The organism is Cupriavidus sp. 05T313 (assembly GCF_056396665.1).
Genome location: NZ_JBFTLX010000046.1, coordinates 18,117 through 34,394, shown reverse-complemented (window position 1 = coordinate 34,394; position 16,278 = coordinate 18,117). Strand labels below are relative to the sequence as shown.

The following is a 16,278-nucleotide window of genomic DNA, read 5'->3' as shown; positions in this document are numbered from 1 at the left end:
CTCAAATCTTCGGCGAACTGCTTGAAACCGGAGGTATGTGCCTTGATGAAGTCCACATCGAGCACTCGTGGTTTCCCGTTCGCGAGCGCTTCGTCATCCAGTTCCACCACGCGCTTCGCTACGCCCTTCAGCAGTGCGAAGTCGCCGCTAAGCGTTGGGCGAATGAATGTCGAGCAGATCTGCGTACTCGACAGCGTCAGCATCTCCAGGGGATGCTGAGGGCTGGTGAAGCGCTCGAGTCCGCGTTCTCGGAGCGGGTTTACCGATACGAGTGTCACGCCTCGCTTGGCGGCTTCGCGAAGTTCGCCGAGCATGCGCGGATGATTGGTCGCCGGGTTCTGGCCAAACACGATGATCGTGTCGCAGTGCTCAAAATCATCAAGCGTCACCGTCGCTTTGCCGATCCCGACCGTACCTGGCAGGCCCCGGCTGGTGGCCTCGTGGCACATGTTGGAGCAGTCGGGGAAGTTATTTGTCCCGTAGGCGCGCACGAAAAGCTGATACAGGAACGCGGCTTCATTGCTGGCCCGACCCGACGTATAGAAGGTTGCACGATTCGGGTCATCAAGCCGATTCAAGTGTTTGGCGATAAGCGCGAACGCATCGCCCCAGGCAATCGGCTTGTATTTGTCAGTCTTTGAATCGTAGACCACCGGGTCCGTCAACCTGCCATGCTGCTCCAGTTCAAAATCTGACTRTTTCAGCAGTTCCGCAACTGTGTGCTGGGCCAGGAAATCGGGCGTGACGCGCTTGCTTGTGGCTTCGGCAGCGACCGCCTTCACACCGTTTTCGCAGAACTCAAAGGTGGAGGCATGCTCCCGGTCCGGCCACGCGCAGCCGGGGCAGTCRAAGCCATCCGGCTGATTCTGCTTGAATAGCGTCCGATACTTTCCTCCCGCTACCCTCTCTTTTAGAAGATTGATGGCGACATACTTTAGTGCCCCCCAACCAGCGGCAGGATGGGTATATGGTTCAATTCTTCCTTGAGTTTTAGACTCGTCCATAGCGATGGTTCCTATGTGGATGGGCGCTGCACCGCAACCGGGGATCGGGGCTGTGCGAGTAGAAGCAATCTGTAGGCGAAGAGTAGATGGAGCGCGCTAACCGAGGAGCACACAAATTCTGAGCAAGATGGGGAGTACAGTTTTCACGCCCTGCAGGTAGGCCGACTGCATCGCGGACGCGACCGGGCCGACGCCTCGAAACCGGCGAGCATGGCGTGACGGATTGTCGGAAGATGGCATCCGGATGGAATGTCTGCCGCGAGGCCCTGTTCAGGATGAGTGCCGAGACTGGCAGCGCCATTCGGCGTGCCCGGGCGGGCAGCACACTGTGCTTGGCCGCAACCTGGCGAACTGTACTTATCCCGGGCGGCGCCGGCCGCTAGGCTTCATACCAGACGCGGCGCATCCGTGGAGGCGCCTCGGCGCTTCCAATCCGGAGGAATTCCGCAGCACTTCCTTGAGGTGTATAGGCACTGGCACTGGAAGCGACTCGCGGAGAGGCTCTCCCGCCACAAATGAGCTTTTATCCACCTCCCCAGCGGAGACGCGGAAAAAATGCTTTTTATGCACTTACATTGCGAGCTGGCCAAACTGCCAGATTGGGTGGTCGTGATTCTTATACGGAAGGATTAGTGGGCTTCCGCCAAGATCCGCTCGTAATGAATCCAACTCAGTAGAAATCTGCGCCGAAAATTGAAAATTGAATCGGATAGTATCGATATTTCGTCGCCAACTCGCCAAATCTCCGTAAATCGTGTTGACCAATGGCTTAGCGAGACCTCAAGCGGAGAAACCGACCTCGGGTACGATGACTGGCTCGAGGAGCATCTCACGGAACGGGTAACCGATGGCTTGCAGTCTCCTATCGCCCGCTTTCAGCAAGGGAAGGTCGGGTTTTCGCTCCGGCACGGCGCCGAGTATCTAATCACGCATGCAACGCTGGGATTCAGGATATTTCGATGCCTGCTGGACAAGGACCTCGCTCTCATCGCATTCATTGATTCGAGAAGCGGGATGCAATTCCCTTGGATAACAATGAACCAGCTATTTTCAAGCGATGAGTTGAAGACTTTAACGGAGGTGCTCCGGGGAATATCTGATTAATGGCCATTGCGCCGAACGCTTCACGTTCCTGATGCTGACTGCTGAAGCATCAGTATCGGTCACCGAGCGCTCGATATTGCGCGAGATCGCGTCCAGCGCCAGCGCGTTGGGGGCCATACTGAACGGCTCGGAAATCTCATCGGCAATCGCCTCAAGCGCGATCAAGGTGTAGGCGACGAAGACGCAGATAATCGGGGTAAACAGCTCCGTCGAATCGACATGACCGAAAGGGAGCATCACGCAGTACGCGTATGCGGTACGGTGAAGCAAGACCCCGTACGCAAACGGAATCGGTGTGGATGCTATGCGCTCACAGCCACCAACGGTTTTCCCCAACTCATTAAGCTGGGCATCGAGCATCCAGAGCTTGGCTTCCGAGACCAGCTCACGCATCTGCAGCTCTGCGAGGTTATAGCGTATCTCGTTAAGAATTGCCGTAGGCCCGTAGCACTTCGCACGCAGCCTCTGCATAGCGTCTTCCCCGAGAAGGCGCACGAGATCCTGCGTCGGATCCGTCTCGCGCAGATCATGCTTTAGCGAATAGACAAAGGCGATAAGACGATTTACCAGCCGGATACGATCCTCGCTGCCGTCCGCGGGCAAGTAGCACAGTATTTGCGACGTAAGCGAACGCGAGGCGATGAGCACGCTTCCCCAAAGGTGACGGGCTTCCTTGAAGCGCTCATAGCTAGCATTGTTTCTGAACGCCAGAAAGATGGTCAGCGCGACGCCAAAGAGTGTAAAGGGAGCCGTATTGAGCGGAATCTTTTCACCCAATATTCGCCCATGGGTCAGGACAGCAAAGCCGCTGACAAAAGCCAGGAGGAGAAGTTGCGGAATGATGGTCTGCAATACTGACCCGCTCCACGCAAACAGCATGCTGAACCAGTTTCGCTTTGGCCGCACGATCATGATTTTCTCTTGCCCAGGAACCTATTTCCGCTCGAACCACATACGGGTTTTGCAGACCCGTCGGGTCAGGCACACACACACACCGAGTCGCCGGAAATCCAGCTACCTGGTGGCGCAGCAACTGCCGATGGTCGTAACTCCAAGTTCCGAGCCTCCCGGTTGGCTCGGCACCGGAACAGAACGTGCTTCCGTGCTCATCGCCGCAATGCTGGCAAACCTGAAGCCTGGATCGTCCGCGAAGCGAGTGGCACAAAGCGCGAAGGGGCTGAGGGACGGGGCTAGCACTACGTTTGCGTCGATTCGTTTGACGTGCTACTTCCCTACTTCTCGCCAGCCCCCCCCCATCTGGATCGACGCCATGGTGCCTCGACAGGCGGACGGGTCTAAGTCGAGATGTGAAAACGCCGGTATTACCCCCGCCCAAATATCATTCGAGGCGGGTGTCCCCACCAAGCCAAGTCATGCCCGCCCCCTCCGCTATGTCACTTCCGAACGCAACACACGGACAGGAATACTCTTGTACGAGGGCGTACCGCTTTCCTTGTCAATGTAGTCCAGAGGCACTAGCACGTTCGCTTCGGGGTAATACGCCGCCACCGAGCCCCGTGCGATGTTTGCATAGGCGATGGCAGTGATCCTTTTTAGACTTAGCTGTCTGCCAGTTACGATGGTCTCGATATCCACCAGGTCCCCATGTTCCAAGCCTCGTGCGGCCATGTCGGCTTCGTGCATGAATAGCACATCGCGTCGACCGAATACGCCTCGATAGCGATCATCCAGTGCATAGATGGTGGTGTTGTACTGATCGTGACTGCGGATCGTCATGAGACGCAGAACATTCTCGCCGCCCAGGACGTCGGCGTCTTCCTTCACGCCGCCATATACGGAGAAAACCGCCTTGCCCGATGGCGTAGTCCACTTGCGTTCGGTCGGCGGAAGTGGCAGGCGGAATCCGCCGGGGACGCGGATGCGTGCATTGAAATCATCGAATCCCGGCACTGTCTTTTCAATCAGATCGCGGATCTTGTCATACTCGGCAACCAGGTCCGACCACGGCACCTTGCTGTCAGGCAAGGTCGCGGTAGCCATTCCCGCGACGATCGACGGCTCGGAACGCAAGAATTCAGAGGCCGGCGTGAGCTTGCCGGCCGAGGCATGGACCATGGACATCGAGTCCTCGACCGTCACCGATTGTGGCCCGCCAGCCTGCACGTCAAGCTCCGTGCGGCCCAGGCACGGCAGCACGTACGTTTCCTTGGCCACCAGCAGGTGCGAGCGATTCAGCTTGGTGCCGATGTGCACGCTCAGATCGAGCTTCGCCATCGCGGGGAAGGATTGCCCGGAATCGGGCAGTGCGACTGCGAAGTTCCCGCCCAGGCAGATCAGTGCCTTGGACGAACCATCAATCATCGCCTGCATCGCCTTCACGGCATCGTGTCCGTGCCCGGTGGGCGGCTTGAAGCCGACGGTGTTTTCGATGCGCTGAAGGAAGTCGGCCGACGGCTTCTCGGTGATGCCGACCGTGCGGTTCCCCTGCACGTTGGAATGGCCGCGCAATGGGCAAATGCCCGCACCGGGCTTGCCAAAATTTCCACGCAGGAACAACAAATCAGCAATCAGGCGGACGTTGGCGGTGCCTTTACTGTGCTGCGTCACACCCATGCCATAAGTGACAATCGTGGCATTCGATTTCGCATAGAGATCTGCGACTTGCTCAAGATCCGCGCGGGTCAGTCCGCTTGCCTTCTCGATATCCTCCCACGAGGTCGCAGCCAGGTCGGCGGCAAATGCGTCGAAACCTTCTGTATGCACCGCGATAAAATCGCGATCCAGGACATCCCCATTTTGAGCATCCATATCCAGGAGCACCTTCATTATGCCCTTGAGCGCGGCAGCGTCGCCGCCAGCGTCAACCTGATAATAGGTTGACGCAATCCTGGTCGACCCGTATGTCGCCATTTCCAACCAGTTCTGGGGATCCGCAAACCGCTCGAGCGCACGCTCCCTGAGTGGATTGAATACCACTATTGGGACATTTCGCCGGGCCGCTTCATGAAGCGTACCCATCATTCGAGGGTGATTGGTCCCGGGATTGTGGCCGATGGAGATAATCAGCTCACAGCTGTCAAAGTCCTCCAATGACACGGTGCCCTTGCCGATACCGATCGACTGTGGCAAGCCAACGCTGGTTGGTTCGTGGCACATGTTCGAACAATCCGGGAAATTGTTCGTCCCATACTCCCGCGCGAACAGCTGGAACAGGTAAGCAGCCTCGTTCGAGGCCCTGCCGGACGTGTAGAACTCCACCTTGTCGGGCGACAACGCCTGCAGGATTTCGCCGATCCGGGCAAACGCATCGCCCCATTCGACCGCGCGGAACGTGTCAGTGGAACGGTCATACACAAGCGGATGCGTCAGGCGACCCATATCCTCCAACTCGAAATCGGATCGCTGCAGCAGCGACGACACCGTGTTGCTCGCGAAAAAATCCGGCCGCACCCGTTTCGTCGTGGCCTCCCAAGTCACGGCCTTGGCACCGTTCTCGCAGAACTGGAACGTCGACTTATGCTCCTTGTCGGGCCACGCGCACCCGGGGCAATCGAACCCGTCGGGCTGGTTGGTCCGCATCAGTGTGAGCGGCGCCTTGACCGTTTCCATTTGCAGGCGGATCGCCTGGGTCGTCGCACGAAGCGCGCCCCAGCCGCCAGCGGGCCCGTCGTAGGGCCTGATGCCGGGCACTTCCCGTCGCGTAGCCATGATTGCTCCATGAAGCCCATTCGCCTCAGACTGCCTGGGGCAGTTGTTGCCGCAGGGTCGCCGCCAGGCGAGCTTTTCCTAACAATAGCCTCGGCTTCCTGCTCGGCAAGTGCCAGTTACAAATGGCGCCGCCGTCAAGCGCATGACTGAAACCTTACACGCGTTCTCAATTTTCAATATGAGCCATCCGAGACATGCAAATCGTAACGTCTACTCTTGCCTGGCGTATACCCGCATATCGAAGACCTTATCAGCGTACAAAGCTGTTATGGTTAGTCGCATTCTGGGCTGGCATGGGACTAGTCGTGGAGTTGATCGGGCTGTCCATAGCCGCGGCCGGGATGGAAACGCATTGAGGCCACCAGCGGAGATCCGATGAGGCGCGATGTGCCAGTGGAAGACAGCGGCGCAGGCATTGAAGATGTGCCGACGCAGCGCTCGTTCGCAGTCAGACGCTGGCGTCACGGCACCGTGACGGCCGAGGAAGACCGTTTGGCCGAGGAATTGCCGGTCGCGCTCGAGTACAACGGCATCTCTCATGCGGTCATGCTGGCTACACCAGCCGATCTCGATGACTTTGCCATCGGCTTCAGCCTCAGCGAAGGCATTGTCGACAGCGCGAGCCAGATCTATGGCATCGACGTGGAAGCCGGTGCGAACGGCGTGACTGTCAAGTTGGAGATCGCCACCGCCGCCTTCGCCAGGCTAAAGACCCGGCGCCGCGCGCTGGCGGGTCGTACCGGATGCGGCCTGTGCGGCATCGAGTCACTGGGCGAGATCATGCGCGTGCCGCAGCCGGTGCATAGCCATGCCATCTTCGATCCGACTGTCTTCGATGCGGCGTTTGCCGCCCTGGTCAAGCGCCAGGCACTGCTGCGCGATACCGGGGCGACGCACGCGGCGGCGTGGCTGCGTGCGGATGGCGCATTGGCCTTTGTGCGCGAAGACGTGGGTCGTCACAACGCGCTCGACAAGCTTGCCGGCGCGCTTGCGAGTACCAACGAGGATACCAAGCGCGGCGCGGTGATTATCACCAGCCGGGCCAGCTACGAGATGGTGCTCAAGACGGCATCGATCGGTGCGGGGATCCTTGCCGCGGTATCCGGTCCAACGGTACTCGCCGTGCGGCTGGCAGACTCCGCTGCGATAACGCTGGCCGGCTTTGTGCGGACTGGCAGCCTGGTCGTCTACACGCATCCGGAACGGCTGCGTATCCCGCAGGTACGCTGACTGTCCAGCTGTAAATCTACCCGCCCCAAACTTTGTTTCCGCCTCACACAACAACGGCACGCCGCACGCCTACCACCAATCACAGAAATTTAAACAGATTCATCCCCTGGATCTGCATAAACGATTGCTGCGCCGCCTGCAGCGAAGTCTGACGCTGGTAATACTCAGTAATAGCCGAGTAGTAATCCAGATCCTGCAGTCCGGAAAGTGTCTGGCTGTAATTGAGGCTACGGTTCGAGCCAATCGTATCGAGCGCGTCCAGCTCCTGCATCCGCGCCCCAACGCTGGTCTGGACCGTGCTGACGTTGTCCAGCGAATTGCTCATCTTGCGATTGGCGGTGGCCAGCACATTGGCCAGTGCCGCATGATCGGCATCGGTCGAGAGGGGCTTCTTCAGCGCGTTGATGACATCCTTGACGTTGCTGAAAATATCGGTGCCGGCAAGCTGCGCAGGTTGCAGGTCCATGCGATCGCCAGCGACCGGCGTACCCTTGACCGACAGCGAGAGGCCCGCCACCTGGATGCCGGCGCCATCCGTGTAGGTCACTGGCACGCCGATTGCCGCAGGCGGAACAGCGCTTTCGTCCTTCAGCTGATACTGCAAAACGCCGGTGGCCGGATCTGTGCCGAAGTTGATCGAGATACTGTGCCCATACAGTGCGTTGGTCGGGTCCGACACCGTGACTGCACTGTAGGTTGCCGTGCCCGTGTTGCCGCTGTTAGCCGAGGCAACATAGGTGGCCGTGTTCTGCACGCTCAGGAAGATGTCGCGGCCGTTGTCGCCGGTCGCCAGCTGACGTGCCACGTCGACCTGCAGCAACTGCTGACCGCTATCGCCGCTGTACTGCACGGCGCCGGCACTGTCCTTGCTGAACGGCGGCGACTGCGACTGGAAGCCAGCGAACAGGAAATTCCCGTTGCCGTCATCGCTGTTGGCCAGCCCGATCAACTGGTTGTAGTTGGCTTCAAGCTGCGAGGCGACGGAGGCGCGATCGGCATCGCTTATGGTGCCGTCACCGGCCTGTACCACCAGCGTCTGGATATTCTGGATCGCGGTAGTCACGCTCTTGAGCGTACTGTCTTCCATCGCGAGATTGCTGTTGGCTTGCTTGCGCGACGTAGCGTACTGGTCGTTAACCGCGCTGGATTGCGCTACCACCAGCGCCCGGGTTGCACCCACCGGGTCGTCCGACGGCGAGAGGATGCGGCGGCCGGTGCCGAGCTGCTGCTGCACATGCAGCAGGGAACCCTGCTGGCTGTTCATCGAGGCCAGGCCGAGTTGATAGAGCGTGGAGCTTGCGATGCGCATGTCTGTTCCTTTTCGGGGTCCGATTCGTCAGGGCGCTCAGCGGCCGATGCCGATGATGGTGTCGAACAGGGTAGTGGCAGTCTGGATAACCTTGGCGTTGGCTTGGTAGAGCTGCTGGAAGCGCAGCATGGAGACCGTTTCCTCATCCATGTTCACGCCGGACACACCTTGTTGCGCCGTCGTCACTTGAGTGGTGACGCTGTCTTGCGAGGTCGACGCGATCTGGATCGATTTGGCGCGGCTGCCAACGTCGTTGACGAGCTGCGCATAGGCGTCGTTGTAGCTCGACACGCCGCCGATGGTCTTGGCGCTCTGCAGCTTGGCCAGCACCAGCGCGTTCCCGTTGTCGGAGGCGCCGCTGGCGTTGGGTGTCAGCGTAATCTTGTCGTTGTTCGCCGGCGTGCCGCTGAAGCTTACGGTGATGCCGTTGATCACGTAGTCCTGGGCGCTGCCGTTCGGAGTCGGGCCAGTCGACGGCACCGCGGCGCCGGTCGGGTCGGTAAAGATGTATTTGGCGGTGGCTCCGTCGTAGGTGGCCGTGATCGCGGTGAGCGGCTTACTGGCGCCCGGTGCGACGTTGGTGACCTTCGCGGTACCCGTACCGGTGTTTGCGGCGCCTGCGCTGCCAGTCAGCGGGGCCTTCGCGGCCGCGATCTTGGCCGGATCCTTGATTGCCATGTCCATCGCCGAAGCAATGTTGCGGGTCGGCTGGATCTGGTAGCTGTCGTTGGCCGACATCGCCGTCGGGATCTGCACGTCCACGCCATCGAGCGAGAGTGTCAGCGGATAGGTGGCGGCGGCGCCCGGCTGGCTAACGGTCTTATTGTCCGACATGCGCACCAGGTTGTAGTTGGTGCCGTCGTAGCTCAGGGTGTAGTCGCTGGTGGTCAGCTGCGACGTATCGCTGATGGTGGCCGTTACCAGCGAGTTGCCGGCATTGGTGCTCTTTGGCAGTACCGACGGCGAGCCCAGCTTGAACAGGTTGCCGCCAACCTGGCCGGTCAGGTCCACGCCGAGCTTGTGCTGGTCGTTGAAGGTCTGGGCCAGCGTCACCGACAGCCGGCCGATGGCGTTCTGCGCGGAGTCCAGCGTCTCGCTGCGGAACTTGAGCAGGCCGCTGACGGAGCCGCCGGTGAGCGTGCTGTCGTCCATCTCGACGACGTTGCCGTTGCCTTGCGTGTAGGCGATCGCGGTACGCGAGGGGTCCGCGGACGATTGCACCGCCTTCAGGTCGTAGGAGGCGGTGCCCATCACCAGCGGCTGGCCGTTGCCGATGAAGACGTTGTAGGTATTGTCCTGCGGCACGACCTTGACGCCGACTATCTGGGTCAGTTCGGAGACCAACTGGTCGCGCTGGTCGAGCAGGTCGTTGGGCTGCTGGCCACCGCCGGCAGCGACGGCCCGCGTGATCTGGTCATTAAGCTTGGCGATCTGCTGGGAGTAGGCATTGACCTGGGTCACCGAACTTTGCAGCTGGGTGTTGACGCCATCGCGCAGTTGCTGGAAGTAGGAGTTGGCGGCACGCATCTGCCCCACCAGCGACTGCCCGGCGTTGAGCATGTTCTGGCGCGCGGCCGGATCCGCCGGCGTGTCCGATACGCCCTGGACCGCGGCGAAGAACTTCTGCATCAGCGGTGCCAGGCCGCCCTTCTGGTCGGCCAGCAGGTTGTCGATCTGGCTGATCTGGGCAGAGTAGGTCGAGAGTTGCGCGCTGGCGGTCACCGCGCCGCGCAGCTGGCCGGTCAGGAACTCGTCATAGACGCGGACCACCGAGGTGGCGTTGGAGCCCTGGCCATAGAACCCCGAACTGGTGTACTGGCCGCCCGCGGAGGCAATGATGGTGTTCTGCCGCGTATAGCCCGTGGTGGCCGCATTGCTGACGTTGTGGCCAACCGTGGTCAGCGCGTTCTGCGCCGTGTTCAGGCCGGAAAGTCCGATATTGAAGAGAGACATGCTCTAACCCCGCGTCTGGTGGCTGCCGCGCGCCTGACCGGGCGATCCGCGCACCGTGGCCGCCTGTGCTGGCCCTTCGATGCCGGRTCGCCGCTGCCGGACATCGACGGCGGTGAATGATGTGAGTAACGGCAGAAGTACAAAGAGACTTTAGTGCGCGGCGCGGGGAATTTGCGCCTGGCTCTCCGGTGGCCGCGCCAGCCGCCTGGCACGGCGTCCGGTCAGCCTGTTCCGGGCGCTCAGACGGGCACTTTTCGCATGATCCGCACCAGTTTCTCGCCATAAGCCGGATCGGTGGCGTAGCCGGCCCGCTGCAGGCCGCGCGCCGCGTCGTCCGGCGTCGCCGCGGCCAGCACCTCGGCGTAGCGTGGGTTGTTGCTCAGCAAGCGGCCGTAGTCGGCGAAGGCTTCGTCATACGAAGCGTAGGCGCGGAAGCGCGCGCGCACCTTTTGCGGCTGGCCGTCGATGTATTCGGTGGTGGTGATTTCCGCGACCTGGCCCTTCCAGTTGGCGCCCGCCTTGATGCCGAAGACATTGAAGGTGGTGCTGCCGTCCGGGTACGCGATCTCGCGCCGGCCCCAGCCGGATTCGAGCGCCGCCTGGCCGAGGATCAGCTTCGCCGGCACGCCGGTGGCACGTGCCGCCGACTGGGCGGGGCCGGCCATGCGCGAGACGAAGGCGCTGATGTGGGCGGGCGTGTCTTCCGGCAACACGGAGGCCCCGCCCTGCCAGGCGCCTGGTTCCTGCGGCTGGTACTGGCGCAGGCCCGCCGTGGGGTTCCAGCTGGTGCCGGCCACCACGCTGCCGACGCGCGGCCTGTCGGCATCCCCCGCGCCGTCGCCGTTGCGCATGTCCAGCGCGCGCGCCAGGCCGGGAGCCGCGTCGTCCATGCCGGCCTGCACGGCCGCCTGCTTCGCGGCGGCGCCGGCAAGCTCGGGCGGAAGGCCCGCGCCGCTGGCCCGCGCAAGCTGGCGCACCATCACATCGGCAAGGCCGATGCCGCGCGAGGACATCTGCTGCGACAGCTGCTGGTCCATCATCGACATGTACAGCTTGGTCTGCTCGTTGTCGAACAAGCCATCCTGCGGCGTGGCATCGCGCATGCTCTTGAGCACCATCTGCGTGAACACCGCCTCGAACTGCCGGGCGGCGGTACGCAGCGTTTCGGGGCTGGCGCCCGTGCGCGCATTCTGCTTGAGGCCTTCGAAGCCCTGCGTGTCGAGCGCGAAGCGTTGCGAGAGATCGGCCTGGGCGGCCAGGCGGCTGCTGGACATGGTCAGATGATCTCGAGGTCGGCGCGCAGCGCACCGGCAGCGCGCATCGCCTCAAGGATGGTCTGCAGGTCGGCCGGGGTCGCGCCGAGCGCGTTCAGGCCCTTGACCACGGCGGCCAGGGAAGCGCCGGCCTTGACCATCTGCAGCGCGCCGCCCTCCTGCTTCATGTTGATCTGCGACACTGGCGCCACCACGGTCTGCCCGCCGCTGAACGGGGCCGGCTGGCTGATCACCGGCTGGGTATTGATCACCACCGACAGATTGCCGTGCGCCACGGCGCAGTCGTCCACGGTGACGGCCTGGTTCATCACGATCGAGCCGGTACGGGCATTGAGGATGACCTTGGCGGCAGCCTTGGCCCGCGTGACGTCGATATTCTCGATGCGGGCCATGAAGCCCACGCGCGCGCCTGGCGCAGCGGGCGTGCGCACCTGCACCACCCGGCCGTCCAGCGCACTGGCTACGCCGCCGCCCATCGAGCGATTGATCGCCTCGACCACACGCTCGGCCGTGCCGTAATCGGTTTCACGCAGCTCCAGGTTCAGGATGCCGCCTTCCGGCTGGAACGCCGGCACCGCGCGCTCGACGATGCCGCCGTTGGCGATCCGGCCCACCGCCAGCTGGTTGACCTGTACCTTGCTGCCGTTGGCCGACGCGCCCGCGCCACCCACCAGCATATTGCCCTGCGCGATCGCGTAGACCTGGCCGTCGGCGCCCTTGAGCGGCGTCATCAGCAGTGTGCCGCCACGCAGGCTCTTGGCATTGCCCATGGAGGACACCACCACGTCGAGCTGGCTGCCCGGCTGCGCAAACGGCGGCAGCGTGGCCGTGACCATGACCGCCGCCACATTCTTGAGCTGCATGTTCTTGCCGGCGGGCAGGGTAATGCCCAGCTGCGAGAGCATATTGGTCAAGCTCTGCGTGGTGAACGGCGTCTGCATGGTCTGGTCGCCGGTGTTATCCAGTCCCACCACGAGGCCGTAGCCCACCAGCGGGTTGTCACGCACGCCCTGGAAGGTGGCGAGATTCTTCAGCCGTTCCGCGTGCGCCGCGCTCGCGAGCAGGCCCAGCGTCAGCGCAAGGAAGAGAGCGCGGACAAAGCGGCAGCGCAAGGCAGGGAGCGAAGACAGGAACATGACGCGGTCGGTGATCAATACGGTGAAACATTGAGGAAGAAACGCTGCAGCCAGCCCATGTTCTGCGTTTCGTCGATATAGCCCTTGGCGGTGTACTCGATGCGCGCGTCCGCCACTTGCGTGGAGGGCACCGCGTTGTCACCGGTAATCGTGCGCGGGTTGACCACGCCGGAGAAGCGGATGAACTCCGCACCCTGGTTGATCGCCATCTGCTTTTCGCCGGAGACGATCAGGTTGCCGTTGGCCAGCACTTCCAGCACGGTCACGGTGATGGTGCCGTTGAATGTGTTGGTGGCGCTGGCGCCACCGCTGGCCTTGAGCGCGTTGGCACCGCTCATCGTGGCATTCTGGCTGCTGCTGAACAGGCCAGCCAGCGCCTTGGGCACCGCGTCGAACGCCAGCGCGCTGTTGGAAGTGCGGCTGGCGTTGGTGCCGGAGTTCTTGCTGGCGTTGACGTTCTCGCTGATCACGATGGTGAGGATGTCGCCCACGTTGCGCGGCCGGCGATCCTCGAACAGCGGATTGCCGGCATACGACGACTGGTAGATCGATCCGCTCGACCGCGCCAGCGCGCGCGGCTCGGCCCGTGCGGTGGTGGGAAGCTGCACCAGCGGCTCGCGCGGAACCATCGCGCAACCAGTCGCGAAGCAGCACACGGCAAGCGCGCCCAGGCGAATCAGCGAGGCCATCATGATCATCCGAGCTGGGTGAGGCGCTGCAACATCTGGTCGGACGTCTGCACGGCCTTGCTGTTGATCTCGTAAGCGCGCTGGGTCTGGATCATGCTGACCAGCTCTTCGACCACGTTGACGTTGGACGCTTCCACGTAGTTCTGCTGCAGCGTGCCGGCGCCGTTCAGGCCAGGCACGGTGGTGTTCGGTGCACCCGATGCGTCGGTCTGCACATACATGTTCTCGCCGAGGCTTTCCAGGCCGGCCGGGTTGGCGAAGGTCGCCAGTTGCAGCTGGCCGACCTGCACGTTGTTGGCCGAGCCGGGCTGCGTCACCGAGACGGTGCCGTCACGCGCCACGGTCAGCGACGTGTAGTTGGCCGGCAGGGTGATGGCAGGCTGGATCACAAAGCCGCTGGACGTCACCAGCTGGCCGTTCTGGTCGCTCTGGAACGAGCCGTCACGCGTGTAGGCGGTGGTGCCGTCGGGCAGTGCCACCTGGAAGAAGCCGTTGCCGAGGATGGCCACGTCCTTGCTGTTGCCGGTCTGCTGCGGATTGCCCTGGGTATGGATGCGCTCGGTTGCCACGGGGCGCACGCCGGTGCCCAGCTGCAGGCCGGACGGCAGGGTGGTCTGGTCCGAAGACAGCGCGCCTGGCTGGCGTACGGTCTGGTACATCAGTTCCTCGAACACGGCGCGTCCACGCTTGAAGCCGTTGGTGGAGACGTTGGCCAGGTTGTTCGAGATCACGTCCATCTGCGTCTGCTGCGCATCGAGGCCGGTCTTGGCAATCCAGAGAGAGCGGATCATGTTTGTCCTCACAAGGCCGCCGCGAGCCGCGGCGGCACATCAATTCAATTTCAGTTGGTCGAGAGCAGCTGGTTGGAGCGCTGTTCGTTGGAATCCGCGCTCTGGATCATCTTCATCTGCATCTCGAAGCGGCGGGCGTTGGCGATCATGTCGACCATCGACTCGACCGGATTGACGTTGCTGCCCTCGATCGCGCCGGCAATGACGCGGATGTTGGCATCGACCTGCAGCGGCTGCGCGCCGGGGCGCAGGCGGAACAGGCCATCGTCGCCACGGGCGATGGAATCGGGCGGCGGATTCACCAGGCGCAGCTTGCCGATCTGGGCCAGGCCGGCGGAGGTTTCCCCGGGGCCGCGCGCCGTGATCGTGCCGTCGCTGCCGATGCTGACCGCCGCACCCGGCGGCACCGCGATCGGGCCACCGTCGCCCATCACCTGCAGGCCGGTGCTGGTCTGCAGTTGCCCGTCCGCCGACACCTGCAGCGAGCCCGCGCGGGTGTAGGCTTCGCTACCGTCCGGTGCCTGCACCGTCAGCCAGCCGTTGCCCTGCAGCGCCACGTCCAGCGGACGCTCGGTGTAGGTCAGCGGACCGGCCTTGAGGTCGGCGCCGGGCGTGGAGGCCAGCGCGAAGGCGCGCGTCGGCGACGCCTGCCCCACCACCGGCACCGCGCGGAACATATTGACCTGTGCCCGGAAGCCGGGGGTCGACGTGTTGGCCAGGTTGTTGGACACCGCGGCCTGCTGGTCGAGCGTCTGCTTGGCGCCCGACAGGGCGGTATAGATCATGCGGTCCATGGCGTCCCTTTAACTCCCGCTCGTCCGGTTCGTCCGGCCTATCCTGCCGACGCTGCGCATTACAGGTTGACCAGGGTCTGCATGACCGTGTCCTGCGCCTTGATGGTCTGCGCGTTGGCCTGGTAGTTGCGCTGCGCCACGATCAGGCTGACGAGCTGGCCCGACAAGTCCACGTTGGAAGCTTCCACCGCGTTGGACTTGAGCTGGCCGAGGCTGCCGCCAGGCGCGGCGATCACCGCCTGACCCGACGCGCCCGTCTCGGACCACACATTGTTGCCTTCGGGCTTCAGGCCCTGCGTGTTGCCGAAGCCGGCCATCACGACCTGGCCCAGCGACTGCTTTTGCTGGTTCGAATAGCTGCCGAGGATCGTGCCGTCCGGCTGGATCGCGAAGCCGAGCAGGCTGCCGGCGGTATAGCCGTTCTGGACAGGCGGTTTGGTATCGCTGGCGCCGGCGAACTGCGTGGTGCCGGTCAGGTCCATCGCGATGGCCAGCGGAGCCGCGCCGTTGGAAGCCGCAATATTGATGGTGGTGGTAGCACCTGCGCCCGGTACCTGCAGCGTGCCCTTCGAGTCGAACTTCAGCGTGATCGGCGCGCCGACGACATTGCCCGCCGCATCGGTCAGGTTCATCGTCCAGTCGGTGCCACCGCCACCGGCTGCCGGGAACGTGCCCGCGCCGGGGGTACCCGTGGAGAAGTACGCCGTCAGCTGCCTGGCGTTGCCCAGCGAGTCGTACACCGTAACGCCGGAGCTGTAGTTGTACATATTGGACGTAGGCAGCGCCGCCGGCGTGCTGGCGAATGCCGCTCCCGGTACCTTGCTGCCGGAATCCAGGTTGAAGGAAACGCCCAGCGTGGTCGTAGCCTTGGCCGCCATCGTGGTGTTCGGCACGACCAGGGGTTGCGGCTGCACCGCACCGCCGCCGGTCGCGCCTGCCGGATAGCCGCTCAGTTGAAGGCCCTGCGCATTGGTGATGCGGCCGTCTTGCTGGCGCTGGAACTGGCCATTGCGCGAGTAAAAGACTGAGCCCGACGAGTCGGTCAGGCGGAAAAAGCCATTGCCGTTGGTAATCGCCACATCGAGCGCGCTGCCGCTCGATTCGATATTGCCCTGGTTGAATGACTGCACCACCGAGTTCACTGTGGTACCGAGGCCAATCTTGGTACCGGCATACACGTCGGCGAACTGGGCCGTCGATTGCTTGTAGCCGACGGTGTTGGCGTTGGCGATGTTATTGCCGATGACGTCCAGATTCGATGCGGCGGCGTTGATGCCGCTTACCCCTTGACCGAAACCCATGATATTCCCCTAGTTAGCTGATTC

Annotated in this window: 12 protein-coding genes; 1 reads left to right on the top strand and 11 read right to left on the bottom strand. The window is 62.6% G+C overall.

Translation table 11 applies throughout. The annotated features are described in order from the left end of the window. From AC1DKD_RS13160 to AC1DKD_RS13150, 3 genes are all read right to left on the bottom strand, one after another. A partial coding sequence (locus AC1DKD_RS13160; protein ID WP_477143361.1) for a molybdopterin-dependent oxidoreductase occupies nt 1-1,004 on the bottom strand: 1,004 nt, incomplete at its 3' end. 1,071 nt (nt 1,005-2,075) lie between these two features. Beyond that, a complete protein-coding gene (locus AC1DKD_RS13155; protein ID WP_441625035.1) occupies nt 2,076-3,020 on the bottom strand; it encodes a bestrophin family protein in 945 nt (314 codons plus the stop codon). A gap of 477 nt (nt 3,021-3,497) precedes the next feature. Further along, a complete protein-coding gene (locus tag AC1DKD_RS13150; RefSeq protein WP_441625033.1) occupies nt 3,498-5,777 on the bottom strand; it encodes an FdhF/YdeP family oxidoreductase in 2,280 nt (759 codons plus the stop codon). Between the two features lie 375 nt (nt 5,778-6,152). Between AC1DKD_RS13150 and fdhD the strand changes: the two genes are divergently transcribed. Continuing rightward, a complete protein-coding gene (fdhD, locus tag AC1DKD_RS13145; protein ID WP_441625031.1) occupies nt 6,153-7,007 on the top strand; it encodes a formate dehydrogenase accessory sulfurtransferase FdhD in 855 nt (284 codons plus the stop codon). Between the two features lie 79 nt (nt 7,008-7,086). Here fdhD and flgL read toward each other — a convergent pair whose 3' ends face one another. The 8 genes from flgL to flgE form a co-directional block, all read right to left on the bottom strand. Beyond that, nucleotides 7,087-8,316, bottom strand: a complete 1,230-nt coding sequence (gene flgL, locus AC1DKD_RS13140; RefSeq protein WP_477102221.1) for a flagellar hook-associated protein FlgL — start codon at nt 8,314-8,316, stop codon at nt 7,087-7,089. 36 nt (nt 8,317-8,352) lie between these two features. Beyond that, nucleotides 8,353-10,269, bottom strand: a complete 1,917-nt coding sequence (gene flgK, locus AC1DKD_RS13135; RefSeq protein WP_477102220.1) for a flagellar hook-associated protein FlgK — start codon at nt 10,267-10,269, stop codon at nt 8,353-8,355. Nucleotides 10,270-10,508: 239 nt separating this feature from the next. Beyond that, a complete protein-coding gene (gene flgJ / locus AC1DKD_RS13130) occupies nt 10,509-11,543 on the bottom strand; it encodes a flagellar assembly peptidoglycan hydrolase FlgJ (protein ID WP_035874971.1) in 1,035 nt (344 codons plus the stop codon). 2 nt (nt 11,544-11,545) lie between these two features. After that, entirely contained in the window at nt 11,546-12,679 is a 1,134-nt protein-coding gene (locus AC1DKD_RS13125) for a flagellar basal body P-ring protein FlgI (protein WP_441636797.1), read from the bottom strand. A gap of 14 nt (nt 12,680-12,693) precedes the next feature. Next, entirely contained in the window at nt 12,694-13,377 is a 684-nt protein-coding gene (gene flgH / locus AC1DKD_RS13120; RefSeq protein ID WP_441636795.1) for a flagellar basal body L-ring protein FlgH, read from the bottom strand. Further along, the gene (flgG, locus tag AC1DKD_RS13115) at nt 13,374-14,159 is read right to left on the bottom strand and encodes a flagellar basal-body rod protein FlgG (protein ID WP_035874965.1); all 786 of its coding nucleotides are present in this window, start codon (nt 14,157-14,159) and stop codon (nt 13,374-13,376) included. Before flgG ends, flgH begins: the two co-directional genes overlap by 4 nt. Before the next feature lie 50 nt (nt 14,160-14,209). Beyond that, a complete protein-coding gene (gene flgF, locus AC1DKD_RS13110; protein ID WP_441636793.1) occupies nt 14,210-14,953 on the bottom strand; it encodes a flagellar basal-body rod protein FlgF in 744 nt (247 codons plus the stop codon). Nucleotides 14,954-15,012: 59 nt separating this feature from the next. Continuing rightward, nucleotides 15,013-16,254 carry a flagellar hook protein FlgE gene (gene flgE, locus AC1DKD_RS13105; RefSeq protein WP_441636791.1) on the bottom strand — a complete coding sequence of 414 codons (1,242 nt, stop codon included), beginning with the start codon at nt 16,252-16,254 and terminating at the stop codon, nt 15,013-15,015. Nucleotides 16,255-16,278 lie beyond the last annotated feature (24 nt).